Raw genomic sequence first — 16,409 nt, forward strand, 5'->3', positions numbered from 1 at the left:
TACTCACCATCTCTTGGACTTCTCATCGCCGCCGGACGAGAGTTGAAGACACGCGGAACCGACCGGCCGCGGAAACGAGAAGGAGACCGTCATGACCGAGATCCGTGAACGCGCCGCCACCCCGGAGGACCTGGCCCGGCTCTTCGTGGAGCGGGCCAACGCCCGGGACGCCGAAGGGCTCGCCGAGCTGTACGCGCCCGACGCCGTCCTCGCCTTCCCGCCGGGCTCCGCCACCGTGGGCCGGGACGCGATCCGCGCCGTGTGCGAGTGGCTGGTGACGCACGCGCCGCCGGCCTTCGAGGCGGAGGAGCCGCTGCCCACGCTCCGGTACGGCGACCTCGCCCTGACCTCCACCCGGCCCGCCGACGGCACGGGCGGCCGGGTCCAGGTCGCGCGCCGGCAGCCGGACGGCACCTGGCTGCGCATCATGGACCGCCCGGAGACGCCCACGGCCGAGGCCGGACGATGACCGTCCTCATCGCCGGAGCCGGGATCGGCGGCCTCACCGCGGCGCTGAGCCTGCACGCCGCCGGGATCGACGCGCTCGTGGTGGAGAGCGCCCGCGAGGTCCGCCCGCTCGGCGTCGGGATCAACCTGCTGCCGCACGCGGTACGCGAACTCACCGAACTGGGCCTCGCCGACGACCTCGCGGCGCTCGGCGTGGCCACCGCCGAGAACGTCTACAGCGACCGGACCGGCCGGCGGCTCTTCACCGACCTGTGCGGCAGGGCTCAGGGCTACCACTGGCCCCAGTACTCCATCCACCGCGGCGAGCTGCAGCTGCTGCTCCTCGCCGCGGTCCGCGAGCGGCTGGGCGCCGACGCGGTCCGTACCGGAACCCGCCTGGTGGACTTCGAGGAGCGGGCGGGCGGCGTGCGGGCCCGGCTCCTGGACCGGGCGACCGGGGAGGAGCGGGAGCACGAGGCCGCCGCGCTCGTCGGCGCCGATGGCCTGCACTCGGTGGTCCGGGCCCGGCTGCACCCGCAGGACGGCCCGCTGCGGTGGTCGGGCATCCGGATGTGGCGCGGGGTGACCGAGGCGCCACCGTTCCTCACCGGCTCCTCGATGACCGTTGTGACCGGTGGGGACGCGCAGCTGGTCGCGTACCCGATAGGCCGCGGTCGCATCAACTGGGTCTGCCTGGTCCGGGTGGCCGAGCCGCAGCCGCTCACCGAGGACGCCGGATGGAACAGTGCGGGCCGCCCGGCCGACGTCCTGCCCCATGTCGCGGACTGGCAGCTCGGCTGGCTCGACGTACCGGGTCTGGTGGCGGGCAGCGACGTCCTCCTGCAGTACCCCATGGTCGATCGCGACCCGTTGCCCACGTGGGGGCGCGGCCGGGTCACCCTGCTCGGTGACGCCGCGCATCCGATGTACCCCGTCGGCGCCAACGGCGGGTCCCAGGCCGTCGTGGACGCCCGCGTGCTCGCCCACGAACTCGCGTGGGCCCCCGGCGTACCGGAGGGCCTGGCCCGCTACGAGGCCGCGCGCCGCGACGCGACCGCGGCCGTCGTCCGGGCGAACCGCGAGATGCACCGGGCCATCGGGCGGGCCCCGCAGGAGCTGGCCCGCATCACCGGCACCTACCGCCACGCCACCGGCAGCGACGTGGCCGTACTCAACTCCCGTTCCTCACTGACGCCTTGATGAGGCACTGGCGCCTTGATGAGGCCGGAGTGACGCCTTGACGGTGCCCGAGGGGGTCGGCCGGTCGCCGTCAGGCCGTACGGAAGCTCGTGGCGGCCTGCTGGACGCGGAGCCGCTCCAAGGTCTCGGCCTGGCGGTCGGCGCGCTCCAGCAGGTCGTCGAGCCGGGCGGCGTCCAGCCGGGCGTCGGTCTCCGCCAGCTCGCGCAGCGTCCGCCAGCCCGCCGCCTTGCCCGCCACGCCCAGCCGCAGCACCTCCAGCTCCAGGAGCGGGCTGAGCGGCGAGCGGGACAGCAGCCGGCGGTTGCTCTTCAGCCGGCCGACCTTCTCGGCGGCCCAGCCCGCACCGGCCTTGTAGCCCCGGGCGCGGATGCCGAGGTCCTTCATGATGCGCAGCAGGGCCGCCCGGTCCGCGGTGATCTCGGCGGCCAGCGCCTTGAGGGTCTCCTCGGGCGCGGCGGCCACGGAACTCCTGGCCAGCCGGCGCGCCAGCTCCGTACCGAACGTCGCCCCGGCCAGATGGTCGTTGAGGTACACGCCGAGCAGCGCGAGCCGGTCGTCTCGCGGGCCGCGCGGCACGGAAGGGGACACGGTGCGCTTCGTCATGCGGCCACGGGTACCCCCGGGTACCGCGCATATCCTCGGTCCATGGCTGCTCTCACCGATCAGGTGTTCCCCGGTCACGTCGCCGACCGGCTCGCCGCCCTGCCCACCGTGCAGGCCGTCACCCTCGGCGGCTCCCGTGCCCAGGGCACCCACACCCCGGACAGCGACTGGGACTTCGCGCTCTACTACCGCGGCGCCTTCGACCCCGCCGACCTGCGCGCCGTCGGCTGGGAGGGCGAGGTCTCCGAGGTCGGCGACTGGGGCGGCGGCGTGTTCAACGGCGGTGCCTGGCTGACCATCGACGGCCGGCCCGCCGATGTCCACTACCGGGACCTCGACGTCGTCGAGCACGAATTGGCAGAGGCGCGGGAGGGCCGCTTCCACTGGGAGCCGCTGATGTTCCACCTCGCGGGCATCCCCAGCTACCTCGTGGTCGCCGAACTGGCCGTCAATGAGGTGCTGCGCGGCGAACTGCCCCGCCCCGCCTACCCCGAAGCGCTGCGCGCCACGGCACCCTCGGTGTGGCGCGGCCGGGCGGAGCTCACGCTCCGGTACGCCAGGGGCGCGTACGCCGCGCGCGGCCGGGCCACCGAGGTGGCCGGCGCCCTCGCCACGGCCGGCATGCAGACCGCGCACGCCGTGCTCGCGGCGCGCGGCGAGTGGACCACCAACGAGAAGCGACTCCTGGAACAGGCGGGACTCCGCGGCCTCGACACGCTCGTCGCCGCCCTGCGCCCGGACCCGCAGCACCTCATGGACACACTCACCGAGGCGGAGACGCTGTTCGGTGCCGCGGTGTGAGGGGCCGGAGGGCCGCGGGCCGGTGTGCGGCTAGTCCGTGGCCTTGCTGAACTTCCACTGGCCGGTGCCCTTGCCGCGCGTGGCGGATTCCGTCGTGGACACGCCGTACTTGCCGCCGGAGCTGCCGTCGGCGTGCCCGTTGGTGTCGAGGTAGCCGCCCTTCCAGGAGTTGTAGCCGTTCAGCAGGTGGAGGTGGTCCCCGTACTTCAGCACATCGGCCATGGTCGCTCTTCCCTCGGTCAACGGGATGGGGCACCGTGGGCGAACGGTGTGAGGGTGGCCAATCAGCGGGCGGGGCCCCGGGTAGCGGCGGAACAGGTCAACGGCGGGACGGCCGGGATCAAGCGCTCAGGTGTGCGATGAGCCGGTCCACGAAGGCGCGCTGGGCCGTGACGAGGCGTTCTCCGATCCGGTCCGGGGCGTACCACGCCACGCGGTCGATCTCGGGAAAGGAGCGGGTGACGCCGGAGCCCCTGGGCCACTCCGTCTCGAAGGTGCCGGGCACGATCGCGCCGGGTTCGAGGTCGGCCTCGGCGGCCCAGCAGGTGACCGTCTTGCCGCCCGACTGGCGGACCTCGCCCAGGGGGACGTACGGCCCGTCCGGCGGGGGCAGGCCCAGCTCCTCCTCGAACTCCCGCCGGGCGGCCGTCAGCGGTTCCTCCGGCGGTACGTACTCGCCCTTGGGCACCGTCCACGCGCCGGCCGTACGGCGGGCCCACAGCGGCCCGCCCATGTGGGCCAGCAGCACCTCGATCCCGGTGCCCGCGCGGCGGTACAGCAGCAGTCCGGCGCTCCGCTTCCCGGTCATGACGGCGGCGCACCGTGGGCCGCGAGGACGCTCTTCACCGTGTCGGCCTCCTCGGGCCTCTTGTCCTCCCGGTACCGCACGACCCGGGCGAACCGCAGGGTCACCCCGGCCGGGTAGCGGGTGGAGGTCTGGAGGCCGTCGTAGGCGATCTCCACGACCAGTTCCGGGCGTACGGTCACCACGTACCCGCTCTCGTCCACGGCCAGCTCCCGCAGCCGCTCGGTCTGCCAGGCCAGTACGGCGTCCGTGAGGCCCTTGAAGGTCTTGCCGAGCATGACGAAGGAGCCGTCCTCCGCGCGGGCCCCGAGGTGGAGGTTGGACAGCTTCCCCGCGCGGCGGCCGTGCCCCCACTCGGCGGCCAGGACGACGAGGTCCAGGGTGTGCACCGGCTTCACCTTGAGCCACGAGGCGCCGCGCCGCCCCGCACTGTAGGGCGCGGCGAGCCCCTTCACGACGACGCCTTCGTGGCCGCGGCGCAGGGTCGCCGCCCAGAAGTCCTCCACCGCCTCCATGGCCGCCGCGTCGCCGGGCTCCCGGGCCACGACCCGGCGGACGCGCATCGGCTCGGGCACGAAGCGGGCCAGCTCCGCGTGGCGCTCCTCGAAGGGCAAATCCATCAGATCGCGGTCGCCGGCGTACAGGACGTCGAAGAACACCGGTGACAGCGGCAGCGCGGCCTGCGCGGCGGCCACGTCCACCCGGGAGCCGAAGCGCCCGGCGGTGCGCTGGAAGGGCAGCGGCCGGCCGTCCGCGTCCAGCGCGATGACCTCGCCGTCGAGCACGAAGCGGGTGGCGGGGAGGGTCAGCGCGGCCTCGACGACCTCGGGGAGCCGGTCGGTGACGTCGTCCAGGGTGCGGGTGTGGACACGGACGTCGTCGCCGTCGCGGTGCACCTGTACGCGGATGCCGTCGAGCTTCTCCTCCACGGCGCAGGGGCCCAGCTTGGCGACCGCCTCGGCCGGTGACTTCGCGCTCTGCGCGAGCATCGGGCCGACCGGTTGCCCGACGGTGAGCCGGAAGCGGGCCAGCGCGGGCGGCCCGTCGGCCAGCAGGGTCCGCGCCACCTCCTGGAGCCCGCCCAGCATCACGGCCCGGCGGACGTCGGCGGCCGGCGCGTCCGTGGCCGCCGCGAGCGCTTCGACGGCGAGCGCGTCCAGCGCGCCCTGGCGCACCTCGCCGGTCAGCAGGCCGGTCAGGAGGCGCTGTTCCGGCTCGGTGGCGGCGGCGAGCAGTTCCTGCACCAGCCGCCGGCGTTCGCTCTGCGAACCGGCCCCGGTGACCCCGGACAGTTCGGTCAGCGCCGCGTCGACGCCCCGCACGGTGAGCGTGGCCTCGGCGGCCGGGGGAGCGGGGTCCTGCAGTGCGGTCCAGCCGATGCCGATCCGCCCCTGGGGCAGCCGCCCGGCGAGATACGGGATGACGACCGGTACGTCCTCGGGCGCGGCCTCCCGGAACAGCTCGGCCAGCAGCGCGACCTTCTTGGAACGCGCGGAGGTCGAGGCGACTTCTCGGGACACGCGGGCAAGATGGGCCAGCAGCATACGGCCATCCTGCCTCGCACGGCCGGGCCACGCCTCCGGGCGGGAGCGACCGGCGTGCCGGATCCGGGCGGCGGGCGTCACGACGTTATCCCGCCAAAAGTTGGCGGGACCGCCTGCTTCACCCTCCATGGAGATTGCCATTCATTGACACTTGCTTGGCGAATCTTTTACCTTCAAGTCGTGCGGCAAAAGCGCACGTCAGCGCCGCATGTCCAGCTCACGCTCCACCTCACGGAGGTTCGCATGGAACAGCTCATCAAGAAGATGGCCCAGGACGACGTCTGGCAGGGCTGGGTCGCCGCCAACTCGGCGCAGAAGGCGGACAAGGACGGCTGCATCAGCGCGTCCCCGAAGAGCGGCTGCATCAGCGCGACGAAGACCGGCTGTATCTCCTGACCCGTCGCCGCCCGGCGTTCCGGGGCCGGCCGGCGGTGGCGCAGTCGCGCCGCCGGCCGGCCCCGGCACCGGTCCATGAGCACTGTTGAGGTTTCCCTTGAAGGTTTCCCCGGACGGTCAGCCGACGGCCGACGTCATCGCGCGCGTCAAGGACATCCCGATCTACCGCGACGCACTCGCGCGTGGTCATTTCCCCGTACTGGACAAGGCCGAGATCGCGCGCGGCTTCCCGGACAACTGGATGACACCGGCGCTCGCGGCCGCCCTCGACGCCGGCGAGGCGGAGTTCGTGCTCTCCACGGGCACCAACCACGCCCGCATGCAGATCATCCGGCCCCCGTACTTCCTCCTGAAGTCCTACTACCGGCTGTGGAGCGCACACCCGGACATCAAGGAGACCTGGGAAGCGGGCTGCCGCCGCGTCTCGCTGACGACGGTGCTCGCCACGGAGCACGTGGCCCGGGTGAACGCGAAGAAGCGCGGTGAGGAACCGCGGCCCGACCCGCGTCCCGAGGACCGCCGCCTGGACGCCCGCACCTTCTACCTCAACACCCGCCTCGACCCCGCGCTCTGGGAGCGCGCCGACGTCGAGCGGATGCTCGCCGAGATGGAGGAGGCCCGGCAGGCGCATCCGCGCGGCTGGTACCACCTGGACTGCTCCGGCTACCACCTGGCGCACCTGCTGCAGAAGATCAGCAGGTGGGGGCTGTGGGACGCCTTCTCGCCCCCGGCGAGCATCGTCCACGCCTACGAATTCACGCCGGTCAACGTACGGCGGTATCTCCAGCAGCACTTCGCGTGCCCGATCATCGACCTCTTCGGCAGTACGGAGCTGGGCTACCTCTTCTACAGCGACCGCCGCGGCCGCTACCACCCCTACCTCGACGACATGGGCGTCGAGCTGGCGCCGGTCACCGAGGGCAGCGGGCTCTTCCACCTCATCGTCACCAGCGTGCGCAACCCCCACATGCCCCTGGTCCGCTACCGCTCCGGCGACTGCGCCCGCACCCTGGACGGCACCCCCGACCCGGCGAAGATCACGCAATTCTGCGGCCGGGAGAAGGAGCTGCTGGAGTCCCCCTCGGGCCCGGTGGCGCAAGGCGACCTGGACGCCCTCGTCGGCTCCGTCTCGCCCCATGTCTTCGTGCACCAGCTGCGGGTCCTCAGCCCCGCCGAGGCCGTGCTCGCGTACACCACGTTCGACGGCCGGCCCCTCGCCCCGCAGCAGGTGGCCGCGCTGGGCCACGGCGTCCGCGAACTGACCGGCCGCCGCTGCGTGCTCGACCACCGCGACCACATCGCCATCGGAAAGTCGGGGAAGTACGCCTGGCTCGCCAGGGACGGAAAGTGAGCAGGGACGGAAAGTGAGAGGGACCATGACCACGAAGACGCAGGTGACCGAGGAAGACCTCGTGGCGCTGCTCGGCCCCGCCCTGTACACGGAGCTGGTCGACCACTTCGCCGCCTCGGGCGGAGCACCGCGGGAGTACACCGAGCGGCAGGCCCTGGAGTGCCTGCGCTACCTCTACCTGATCTCCAAGTACCCCGAGGAGCTGAGCGGCCTGTTCCTCCCCGTGGAGCAGGAGATCGACGAGTTCTGGCACTACCTCATCCTGCAGACGCGCGAGTATCGCTACCTCTGCGAGGAGCGGCTGCCGGGCAAGTTCTTCATCGAGCACCGCAGCATTCCGTACGAGGAGTACCAGCAGGAGCCCGGCCGCGAGCAGGCCGCCGAAGAGGCGCTGCGCTGGATACCGCTGTACTGCCGGGAGTTCGGCCCCTTCGACGAGGGCGCGCTGCCGCACTGGACGGTCGTCCGGTTCCTGCACGAGCGGCTGGAGATGCCGCTGTCGGAGATCTCCGCACTGGAGCCGATGGCGGGGACGGCCACGTGACCGAAGGGACCGGTGCGGTGCCCGCCGCCCACGACCCACCGCTGCCGGTGGCGCCGACCGCCCCTGCCGTGTCCGTCGCCGCCGCCCAGCGGCGCGTCCTGACCGTCCTGGTGGTCTCGCAGGTCCTCAGCGGTGCGGGCCTGGCCGCGGGCATCACCGTCGGCGCGCTGCTCGCCGAGGAGATGCTCGGCTCCACGGGCCTCGCCGGACTCCCGAGCGCCCTGTTCACCGCCGGTGCGGCGCTGGGCGCGGTCGGCATCGGCCGGCTCTCGCAGCGCTGGGGCCGGCGCCCCGGCCTCGCGCTGGGGTACGCCGGTGGCGCCGCCGGCAGCCTCGGCGTCGTCGTGGCCGCCGCGACCGGCAACGCACCACTGCTCTTCGTCGCGCTCACGGTCTACGGCGCGGGTACGGCGACCAACCTGATGGCGCGGTACGCGGGTGCCGACCTGGCGGCGCCCGAGCGGCGCGGCCGCGCGGTGAGCACGGTACTGCTGGCCACCACGCTCGGTGCGGTGGCCGGTCCGCTGCTGGTGAGCGTGACGGGCGAGGTGGCGCACGGCTGGGGCATCCCCCGCCTCGCGGGCCCGTTCGCGCTGGCCACCGTCGCCTTCACGGCGGCCGCGCTCCTCCTGGCCGTGCTGCTGCGCCCCGACCCGCTGCGGCTGTCCCGCACGCTGGCGGAGGCGGCAGCAGCCCGAGAGCAGGCCGCAGCCGCAGGCCAGGGCCAGGCGCAGCCCGTACCCCCGAGCGCGGCCGACGCGCGCACCGAAGAGCCCCGTCACGCGGCGGGCGACGACCGGCCCGACCGGCGGTGCCTGCTCGGCGGTACGGCCGTCATGGTGCTCGGCCAGCTCGCCATGATCGCGATCATGACGATGACGCCGGTCCACATGCGGGCGCACGGCCACGGCACGGGCGACGCCGGACTGGTCATCGCCCTCCACGTCGGGGCGATGTTCCTGCCGTCGCCGCTGACCGGGCTGCTCGTCGACCGCGTCGGCCGGCTGCCGGTCGCGATCGCGTCGGGCATGACGCTGTTCGCCGCCGGGGCGGTCGCCGCGCTGGCTCCGGCCCACTCGGTGCCCGCGCTCGCCACCGCCCTCGTCCTGCTCGGCATCGGCTGGAACTTCGGGCTGATCAGCGGCACCGCCCTGGTCACGGACGCGCTCCCGGCAGCCACCCGGGCACGCACCCAGGGGGTGCTGGACGTGGGCATCGCCGTGGCCGGGGCCACCGGCGGGATGTCCTCCGGGCTGGTCGTGGTGGCGGGCGGCTTCCCGGTACTGGCCCTCGCGGGCGGTGTGCTGGCGCTGGCGATCCTCCCCGTCCTGGCGCTGACCGTAAGACGCCGCTCCGGCGCGGCGGTCGCGGCCCGGCGCCCACAAGGGGAGCCCGGGGCATGACCACGCCCCGTACCGCCGCCGGCCCGGTCATCCGGGGCCCGCGCCCGCCGCCCGTGCGGCGCCGGCCGTGCGCACCCCGCCCACCTGCGCGGACGTCACACCGACGATCATTGTTCCGCTATGCAATCCGCACCTGCCACACCTCTCCGTGGCACCCTCACCAACAGGAGACACCTCCCGTGGAATCCTTCATCCAGCACGCCCGGAACCTGAACGCCCGCATCGCCGAGCAGCCCGAGGAGCGGGAGGTCTTCGGCCGCCTCGCGGAGGGCCAGTCGCCGCAGGCCCTGTTCATCACCTGCTCCGACTCCCGGGTCATCCCCTCCCTGATCACCGGCGCGCGCCCCGGCGAGCTGTTCGAGCTGCGGACCGCCGGCAACGCCGTCCCCGCCTACCACGAGGGCATGGCCTGCTCGGAGGCCGCGACCATCGAGTACGCGATGCGGGTGCTGAAGGTGTCCGACATCGTGGTGTGCGGCCACTCCCACTGCGGCGCGGTGGGTGCGCGGGCACGCGCCGAGGACCTGAACGACGCGCCCGCCGTGCGCGACTGGCTCGCCCGGGAGTTCTCCGCCGAGCTGCCCCGGGACGACACCCCGACGGTCGCCGGTGCCGTCCAGCGCCACGTGTGCGAGCAGGTCGAGCGGCTGCGTGCCTACCCCTGTGTCCAGGAGCGCCTGGAAGCCGGTGAGGTGTCGCTGCACGGCTGGTTCTACGAGGTGCACACCGGTCTGGTGACGGCGCACGACCCGAAGGCCGACGCCTTCCTGCCCGTCTGACGCAGTCCTGCCCGTCCGGGGACGAGGCCACGATCGCCCGCACCCGCGCGGTGCGGGCACCAGCGGAGCCCCGGGGCAACGTTGCCCCGGGGCTCCGCCCGTTGTGCGCTCGGGGCCGAGGCGCCGTGCCACGGTCCTGCGGGGAACAGCCTGAAGGCCGAGCTCAGTCGCGTGTCCGGTCGGCGGGCTCGCGGCTGCCGCTCTTCGCCAGGCCGCGGCTGATCAGGTAGCCGATGCTGAGCAGCGTGACGTACAGCCATGCCTGGCCTGCGGGGAAGGGGTCCGGGCCGACGTCGGCGCCCACCACGGCGGAGGCGATGAGCACGGCCACCACCGCGGCCACGTAGACGAAGAATTCGGTGGTCTTGAAGGACGGCTTGGTCTCCGTACTGACCGGCCGTGCGGCGGTGTAGGTACTCCGCGGCATGCCGGATTCGGAGTACCCGGGGGACGAGGCTGCGGTCATGACGCGCCTGCCTTCTCATGTGGGTCGTCCGGCGGTCGCCGGATGCGGCTCACGCGTACCCGGGCGCCGGACACGGGAACGCCGTACGGCGGCCGTCCGCCGGCACCGTACCGCTGTCGGCCAGTGACCCGCCCACCGGGAGAGGCCCGCTGTGACGGGGCGGGCCGGCGAGGGCCGCCGCGGGGGCGGGAGGAGCGGCCGGGGACGGACGGGCCCGGGGGCCGAGGCGCAGTTTGTCCGAATCACTCCGCCGGGCAGGTGATCACCCGGACGGGTGCCGGGCGACCCGCTGCCGACAGTACCGGCAATAGGGACATTTCCGACATGTGTCTTCTCGTGTGGGACACTCGGCTTGTATCACATGCCCGTAGTTCACTGCCTGTAGTTCACGGTCCGGAGCCGAGAGGCGGCTGCCGCTTGGTAAGCCATGGCAAGACCGTGCGACAGGTGACCGGAGGTGCGATGTCCACGGGTTCAGGACGGCTGGCCGTCACTGTTCTCACCCAGTCCGCCGACTGCGCCGTGCTGCGCGTCAGCGGCGAGCTCGACCATGCCTCCGAAGCGTCGTTCCTCTCCTCGACCGGCGTGGTGCTGGCCGACGGCTACCGCTACCTCGTCCTGGACGTGGCCGCGCTCACGTTCTGTGACTCACGCGGCCTGAACTGCCTGCTCGCACTGCACTGGATCCTGCGCCGGCGGGAGGGCACCCTGCTGCTCGCGTGCGCCGGCCGGCGGCTGTCCGACCTCCTCACCCACACGGGCAGCGAAAAGCTGTTCCCGCAGCACCCCACGGTCAGCAAGGCCCTCGCCGCCCTCCCCGAGGAGTGCCGCCCCACCTGGCCGCCCGTGGCCGCGCACTAGCCAGGCGGCCGGCCCGCGCCCGACGGCGTACGGACGCGGCCAGGGTCGTCGGGTCGTACACGGCTCAGGCGAGCGTGACTTCGACCGGCAGTTTCTTGATGCCGTTGACGAAGTTGGAGCGGACGCGGGGGATCTCGCCGGTGACGCGGATGTCGGCGAGGCGAGGGATCAGCTCCTCGAACATGATCCGCATCTCGGTACGGGCGAGCAGGTTGCCCAGGCACAGGTGCGGGCTGCCCTTGCCGAAGGTGACGTGGTCGTTGTGCTGCCGGGTCACGTCGAAGTCGTAGGGGTTGCCGAAGACCTCCTCGTCGCGGTTGCCGGAGGCGTACCACATGACGACCTTGTCGCCTTCCTTGATGTGCTTGCCGCCGAGCTCGACGTCGCGGGTGGCGGTGCGGCGGAAGTGGTAGACGGGGGAGGCCCAGCGCAGGAACTCCTCGACCGCGGTGGGGATGAGGGAGGGGTCCTGCCGCAGCCGGTCGAGCTGGTCGGGGTTGTTGATCAGCGCGAGCACGGCGTGCGTGATGGAGTGCCGGGTGGTCTCGTTGCCGGCCACGACCAGCAGCAGGAAGTAGTTGTCGAAGTCCTGCGCGGAGAGTGGTACGCCGTCCCGCGGGGTCTGGTTGACCAGCCGGGAGACCAGGTCGGTGCCGTCGCCGCCGCGCCGCTGCCGGGCCAGCTCGCGCCCGTACGCGAAGACCTCCAGCGAGGCCGGGGAGCGGAACGGCAGATCGCGGTACCGCTCGCTCTCCTCGCTCTCCAGCAGCACGTCGGCGTAGTCGGGGTCGGTGTTGCCGATGATCCGGTTGCCCCAGTCGATGAGCTGCTGGTTGTCCTCCGGCGGCACGTCCAGCAGCCGGGCGAGGACGTTGATGGGGAAGTCGGCGGAGACCTCCCGCACGAAGTCGAAGCTGCCCTTGGTGAGCGCGGCGTCCAGCGTCCTGGCGGTCAGGCCGCGCAGGAAGTCGGCGTACTGGTTGATGACGCCGGCGCCGAACTGGCGCTGGAGGAGCCTGCGCATGGCGCGGTGGCGTACGCCGTCCAGCTCCAGGATCGAGGCGCGTTTCCTGATCTGGTCCTCGTCGACCTCTTCGAGGTTGACGAATTTGGTGGAGGTGAAGGTCTCCGCGTCGCGGTCGACGCGGGCGATGTCCTCGTGCCGGGTGACCGACCAGAAGCCGGAGTTGGGCGCCTCCTCCGGCTGCCAGTGGACCGGGTCCTCGTGGCGCAGGGTGTGGAACATCCGCCACGGGGTGACGCCGTCGGTGAAGTTGTCGAGGTCGGCGAGGTTCACCTCGTCCAGCGGCAGCGGCTCGTGAACGGCGGGCAGGCTGGCGGTCATCGATGGCTCCTTGCGGTGGCGGGTCGGTGCGGCCGTGTCACAGGTGGTAGGCGTACTCGGTGAACTCCCAGTCCGTGACGTACCGCTGGAAGCGCTGGACCTCGTCGCGCTTGTAGGCGAGGAAGGCGGCGGTGAAGCCCTTGCCGAGGACCTCGGTGAGCGCGGTGTCGGCCTCCAGGGCGTCGAGCGCCGCGGGCAGCGTCATCGGCAGGGTCGCGGCCCGGGCGGTGTCGTAGCCGTAGCCCTCCAGGGGCGCGGGCGGCTCCTGGCCGGCGCGCACGCCGAGCAGGGCCGCCGCGAGGGTGCCCGCGAGCAGCAGGTACGGATTGGCGCTCGCATCGGCGAGGCGCAGTTCGAAGCGGGTGCCGGCGCCGCGTTCGGGCGGTACGCGGACCATGGCGCTGCGGTTGTCCAGGCCCCAGTCGATCAGCCAGGGGGCGAGGGTGTCGGGGCCGAACCGCTTGTAGGAGTTGACCGTGGGGTTGAGCAGTGCGGTCAGTGCGGGGGCGTGCGCGAGGACCCCGGCGATGGCGTGCCGGGCGGTGCTGGAGAGCCCGTGCGGTGCGGCCGGGTCGTCGAAGGCGTTGTGTCCGTCGGCGTCCGGACAGGAGATGTGGACGTGGAAGCCGGAGCCGCCCTCGTCGACGAAGGGCTTGGCCATGAAGGTGGCCAGGCGCCCCTCGGTGCGGGCGAGTTCCTTGACGGCGGATTTGAAGCGGAAGGCCCGGTCGGCGGCGTCGAGGGCTGCCGAGTGGGTGAGGTTGATCTCGAACTGGCCGCTGCTGAACTCGTGGTTGCCCATGCTGGCGCCGATGCCCAGCCCGCGGAGTTGGCGGAGGGTGCGCAGGAGGTGGCCGCCGGGGTCGCCGCGGCGGCCCGCGGTGTAGACGTTGCCGGGCGCCTCGGCGTACCGCTTCCAGCCGGTGGGGGACTCGGGGGCCGGATCGCAGAGGAAGTACTCCAATTCGGGCCCGGCGACGGGGGCCAGACCTTGGCCGGTGCACTGGTCGAGCACGTGGCGCAGCAGGTCGCGGGGTGATTCGGGGGCGGGGGAGCCGGTGGCGGGGGCGATCACGTCGCCCAGGCACGTGGCGACGCCGGGCTCCCAGGGCAGCGGGGTGAGCGTGCTCAGGTCGGGGTGTACGGAGATGTCCGGCAGTCCGGCGTCCAGGCCCCCCTCGACCTCGACGACGTCGCCCTGCGGGCTCGTGTGGTACACGGCCCGGCAGAAGGCGAGGCCGTGTGCGCAGGCGGTGGGGAGGTGTTCGAGCAGCACGTCGCGGGCGCGGTCGGTGCCGATGAGGTCGGGATAGGTCACCCGGACCACGTCGACGCCGTCGGCGGCCAGGCGGTCCATGTGCTGCCGGACCTGGGGGGATTCGGGAGCGCTCACCAGTGTCTCCTCAGAGGGGCGGGAACGGTGGCGGGGAGAGGGACCGGGGCCGCGCTGGGGGAACCCGTGCCTCATTTGAAGCCAAACGGTAGGGAGCGACCGGAGGGGCCGCAAGGGGCGGGCGGCAAAAATTTATCCATACGGACAGGTCTTGACCCGGTGCCGGCCGCTCCCTACCTTGTTTGAGGTCAAACGAGTTAGGAATCCGCATCCTCAGGAGGGCCGGCCATGAAGGTCGTCGTCGACATGAACAAGTGCCAGGACCACGGCCAGTGCGTCTTCGCGGCGCCCGAGGTCTTCCGGCTCGACGAGGGCGGACGGCTCGCGTACGTCAGCGACCCGGACGACGCGCTCCGCGAGGACGTCGAGGAAGCCGCCGACGTCTGCCCTCTTCAGGCCATCCGAATCGAGGACTGACCGGATGAGCCCCCGCATCGTGGTCGCCGGCGCCGCCATGGCCGGCCTGCGCGCCGCCGAGCAGTTGCGTGCCGCCGGCTGGACCGGCGCGCTCACCCTGGTCGGCGAGGAACCGCACATGCCGTACAACCGGCCGCCGCTCTCCAAGGAAGCCCTCGCCGGCAGGGCGCCGTTCGAGTCGCTGGCCTTCCGGCCCCGCGCGAGCGTCGCGGACGCCGAGTGGCGCCTCGGTACGCGAGTGACCGCCGCCCGGCTCGCCGAGCGGACCGTGGAGCTGACCGACGGCGAGCAACTGTCCTTCGACGGCCTGGTGATCGCCACCGGCATGCGGCCCCGGCGGCTGCGCTGTCCCGGCCCGGCCGCGGGCCGCCACACCGTCCGTACCCTCACCGACGCACAGGGCCTGCGCGCCGCGCTGGCCCGGGCCGGCGCCCGGGTCGTCGTGGTCGGCGCCGGCTTCATCGGCTGCGAGGTCGCCGCCACCGCTGTCGGCCTCGGCGCCACCGAGGTCACCGTCGTCGACCCCGAACCGCTGCCGATGCTGCGCCCGCTCGGCGAACTGCCGGCCCGCCTGCTGCACCGGCGGCACGAGGAACGCGGCGTACGCTTCGCCCTCGGCACCGGCGTCACCGCCTTCGCGGGTGGGGACCACGTCACCGGCGTCGTCCTCGACGACGGCCGGACCCTCCCGGCCGACGTCGTCGTCGAGGCGGTCGGCTCGGCCGCCAACACCGAGTGGCTCGACGGCAACGGCCTGGACCTGACCGACGGCGTGCTCACCGACGCACTGCTGCGCGTCGGCGGCCTGCCGTACGTGGTCGCCGTCGGCGACGTCGCCCGCTTCCCCAACGCCCGCTACGAAGCCGTCCCGGGCCGCGTCGAGCACTGGTCGATCCCCGGCGACACCGCCAAGCGCGCCGCGAAGACCCTCGCGGCACACCTGGCCGGCGCCGATCCCGACCCCACACCCTTCGCGCCGTTCCCCACCTTCTGGAGCGACCAGCACGACTTCCGGCTCCAGTCCTTCGGCGCCCCGTCCCTCGGACTCGCCGACATACGCGTCCTGGAGGGCGACCCCGAAGGGGACGTCGTCCTCGGCTACCACGCGGGCGGCCGCATGGTCGGTGTACTCGCGCTCGGCGGCCCCGCCGCAGCCGGTGCCGCTGCCCGCCACCGCGCCGAACTGCTCCAGCAGCCGGCCCCCAGCACCCAGCACGCCTGAAGGAGACCGACCACCATGGCCAGCGTCCGCGGCTACTTCCACCCCAAGACGGCGACCGGTTCCGCCTCGCTCATCCCCTCGCCCCCGTGGCACTACTCCGGCGACCTCCTCACCGTCGAGTACCGCACCGACCCCGCGCGCGTCCGCGAACTGCTGCCCGAGCCGCTCGGACTCGCCGACGAGGACCCCGGCGCCGTCGCCCTCGTCTGGGCCGACTGGCAGTCCTGCGCGGCCTCCGGCGAGGAGCTGCTCGACCCCGTGCGCGCCCAGTACAAGGAGGCCTTCGCGGTCGTCCGCTGCTCCTACAAGGGCCGTACGTACTCGCGTTGTGCGTACATCTGGGTCGACAAGGACTTCGCCGTCGCCCGCGGCCTGCACCAGGGCTACCCGAAGAAGCTCGGCTCCATCCACCAGACCCGCCCCCACCCCTACGGGCCCGCGCCGCGCATCGAGGCGGGCGCCCGCTTCGGCGCCACGCTCGCGGCGGCCGACCGACGGCTCGCCCAGGCCGTCGTGACACTGACCGGACCCTCCGAGACCAACGGCTTCGTCAACGGCCACCCGATGGCACACCACCGCTGGCTGCCGTCGATCGAACCGGGCAAGGGCCTCGCCCTCGACGAGCTGATCGAGTCCGGCGCCGCGTCCTTCGAAGCCGGCCCGGCCTGGCGCGGCGACGCCGAACTGGAGCTGTTCGAGGCCCCCACCGAGGAGCTGGCCCGGCTGGAGATCCGCGAGCCGATCGCCGCGTACTACCGCCAGGTCGGCGTCGTCTGGAGCGGCGGCACCCTCCTGGAGTCCGGTACCTCGGCAGCCGAGTGACGACCCGAA

General features: G+C 73.0%; 19 protein-coding genes. 12 read left to right on the forward strand and 7 right to left on the reverse strand.

The genetic code is table 11. The features are described 5' to 3' along the window. Positions 1 to 91 precede the first annotated feature (91 nt). Together ACIGQF_RS21060 and ACIGQF_RS21065 are read left to right on the forward strand one after the other, a co-directional pair. Entirely contained in the window at positions 92 to 469 is a 378-nt protein-coding gene (locus tag ACIGQF_RS21060; protein WP_399712182.1) for a YybH family protein, read from the forward strand. Beyond that, the gene (locus ACIGQF_RS21065) at positions 466 to 1,647 is read left to right on the forward strand and encodes a flavin-dependent oxidoreductase (protein WP_399712184.1); all 1,182 of its coding nucleotides are present in this window, start codon (positions 466 to 468) and stop codon (positions 1,645 to 1,647) included. Before ACIGQF_RS21060 ends, ACIGQF_RS21065 begins: the two co-directional genes overlap by 4 nt. Before the next feature lie 70 nt (positions 1,648 to 1,717). On the opposite strand, the gene ACIGQF_RS21070 is transcribed toward ACIGQF_RS21065, so the two are convergent. Beyond that, positions 1,718 to 2,251 carry a hypothetical protein gene (locus ACIGQF_RS21070; protein WP_399712187.1) on the reverse strand — a complete coding sequence of 178 codons (534 nt, stop codon included), beginning with the start codon at positions 2,249 to 2,251 and terminating at the stop codon, positions 1,718 to 1,720. Positions 2,252 to 2,293: 42 nt separating this feature from the next. On the opposite strand from ACIGQF_RS21070, the gene ACIGQF_RS21075 reads away from it, so the two are divergent. Beyond that, positions 2,294 to 3,052: a nucleotidyltransferase domain-containing protein gene (locus ACIGQF_RS21075; RefSeq protein WP_399712190.1), complete on the forward strand. Its 759-nt coding sequence runs from the start codon at positions 2,294 to 2,296 to the stop codon at positions 3,050 to 3,052. Positions 3,053 to 3,082: 30 nt separating this feature from the next. Here ACIGQF_RS21075 and ACIGQF_RS21080 read toward each other — a convergent pair whose 3' ends face one another. From ACIGQF_RS21080 to ACIGQF_RS21090, 3 genes are all read right to left on the reverse strand, one after another. Further along, entirely contained in the window at positions 3,083 to 3,274 is a 192-nt protein-coding gene (locus ACIGQF_RS21080; RefSeq protein WP_399712193.1) for a hypothetical protein, read from the reverse strand. A 118-nt stretch (positions 3,275 to 3,392) separates the two neighbouring features. Then, positions 3,393 to 3,860: an NUDIX domain-containing protein gene (locus ACIGQF_RS21085; RefSeq protein WP_399712195.1), complete on the reverse strand. Its 468-nt coding sequence runs from the start codon at positions 3,858 to 3,860 to the stop codon at positions 3,393 to 3,395. Then, complete coding sequence (locus ACIGQF_RS21090) at positions 3,857 to 5,401, reverse strand: ATP-dependent DNA ligase (protein WP_399712198.1); 1,545 nt, start codon at positions 5,399 to 5,401, stop codon at positions 3,857 to 3,859. Before ACIGQF_RS21090 ends, ACIGQF_RS21085 begins: the two co-directional genes overlap by 4 nt. 243 nt (positions 5,402 to 5,644) lie before the next feature. On the opposite strand from ACIGQF_RS21090, the gene ACIGQF_RS21095 reads away from it, so the two are divergent. The 5 genes from ACIGQF_RS21095 to ACIGQF_RS21115 all read left to right on the forward strand — a co-directional run bounded on the left by ACIGQF_RS21095 (position 5,645) and on the right by ACIGQF_RS21115 (position 9,874). Then, positions 5,645 to 5,797 (forward strand): hypothetical protein, encoded by a 153-nt coding sequence (locus ACIGQF_RS21095; RefSeq protein WP_181138642.1) that lies wholly within the window; start codon positions 5,645 to 5,647, stop codon positions 5,795 to 5,797. Positions 5,798 to 5,894: 97 nt separating this feature from the next. Beyond that, positions 5,895 to 7,148 (forward strand): hypothetical protein, encoded by a 1,254-nt coding sequence (locus tag ACIGQF_RS21100; protein WP_399712201.1) that lies wholly within the window; start codon positions 5,895 to 5,897, stop codon positions 7,146 to 7,148. A 25-nt stretch (positions 7,149 to 7,173) separates the two neighbouring features. Then, complete coding sequence (locus tag ACIGQF_RS21105) at positions 7,174 to 7,692, forward strand: hypothetical protein (protein WP_399712205.1); 519 nt, start codon at positions 7,174 to 7,176, stop codon at positions 7,690 to 7,692. 47 nt (positions 7,693 to 7,739) lie between these two features. Then, positions 7,740 to 9,095, forward strand: coding sequence for an MFS transporter (locus tag ACIGQF_RS21110; protein ID WP_399712628.1), 1,356 nt, complete (start codon positions 7,740 to 7,742; stop codon positions 9,093 to 9,095). Positions 9,096 to 9,274: 179 nt separating this feature from the next. Further along, the gene (locus ACIGQF_RS21115; RefSeq protein WP_399712207.1) at positions 9,275 to 9,874 is read left to right on the forward strand and encodes a carbonic anhydrase; all 600 of its coding nucleotides are present in this window, start codon (positions 9,275 to 9,277) and stop codon (positions 9,872 to 9,874) included. A gap of 163 nt (positions 9,875 to 10,037) precedes the next feature. Here the strand turns inward: ACIGQF_RS21115 and ACIGQF_RS21120 are convergent, their stop codons facing one another. After that, positions 10,038 to 10,301, reverse strand: a complete 264-nt coding sequence (locus ACIGQF_RS21120; protein WP_361552130.1) for a hypothetical protein — start codon at positions 10,299 to 10,301, stop codon at positions 10,038 to 10,040. A gap of 501 nt (positions 10,302 to 10,802) precedes the next feature. Here ACIGQF_RS21120 and ACIGQF_RS21125 point away from each other — a divergent pair. Further along, complete coding sequence (locus ACIGQF_RS21125) at positions 10,803 to 11,201, forward strand: STAS domain-containing protein (protein ID WP_399712211.1); 399 nt, start codon at positions 10,803 to 10,805, stop codon at positions 11,199 to 11,201. Positions 11,202 to 11,265: 64 nt separating this feature from the next. Here the strand turns inward: ACIGQF_RS21125 and ACIGQF_RS21130 are convergent, their stop codons facing one another. Beyond that, complete coding sequence (locus ACIGQF_RS21130; protein WP_399712214.1) at positions 11,266 to 12,546, reverse strand: cytochrome P450; 1,281 nt, start codon at positions 12,544 to 12,546, stop codon at positions 11,266 to 11,268. Between the two features lie 37 nt (positions 12,547 to 12,583). After that, a complete protein-coding gene (locus ACIGQF_RS21135; protein ID WP_399712631.1) occupies positions 12,584 to 13,903 on the reverse strand; it encodes a glutamine synthetase family protein in 1,320 nt (439 codons plus the stop codon). A 264-nt stretch (positions 13,904 to 14,167) separates the two neighbouring features. On the opposite strand from ACIGQF_RS21135, the gene ACIGQF_RS21140 reads away from it, so the two are divergent. Genes ACIGQF_RS21140 through ACIGQF_RS21150 form a run of 3 tightly spaced genes read left to right on the forward strand, consistent with a single transcriptional unit; the run spans position 14,168 to position 16,400 of the window. Continuing rightward, on the forward strand, positions 14,168 to 14,356 hold the full coding sequence (locus tag ACIGQF_RS21140; RefSeq protein ID WP_399712217.1) for a ferredoxin: 189 nt from the start codon (positions 14,168 to 14,170) through the stop codon (positions 14,354 to 14,356). Between the two features lie 4 nt (positions 14,357 to 14,360). Next, positions 14,361 to 15,578 (forward strand): NAD(P)/FAD-dependent oxidoreductase, encoded by a 1,218-nt coding sequence (locus ACIGQF_RS21145; protein ID WP_399712219.1) that lies wholly within the window; start codon positions 14,361 to 14,363, stop codon positions 15,576 to 15,578. A 15-nt stretch (positions 15,579 to 15,593) separates the two neighbouring features. Next, the gene (locus ACIGQF_RS21150) at positions 15,594 to 16,400 is read left to right on the forward strand and encodes an acetoacetate decarboxylase family protein (RefSeq protein WP_399712222.1); all 807 of its coding nucleotides are present in this window, start codon (positions 15,594 to 15,596) and stop codon (positions 16,398 to 16,400) included. The last annotated feature ends 9 nt before the right edge of the window (positions 16,401 to 16,409 follow it).

The organism is Streptomyces sp. NPDC053560, assembly GCF_044544605.1.
Classification (GTDB): Bacteria; Actinomycetota; Actinomycetes; order Streptomycetales; family Streptomycetaceae; genus Streptomyces.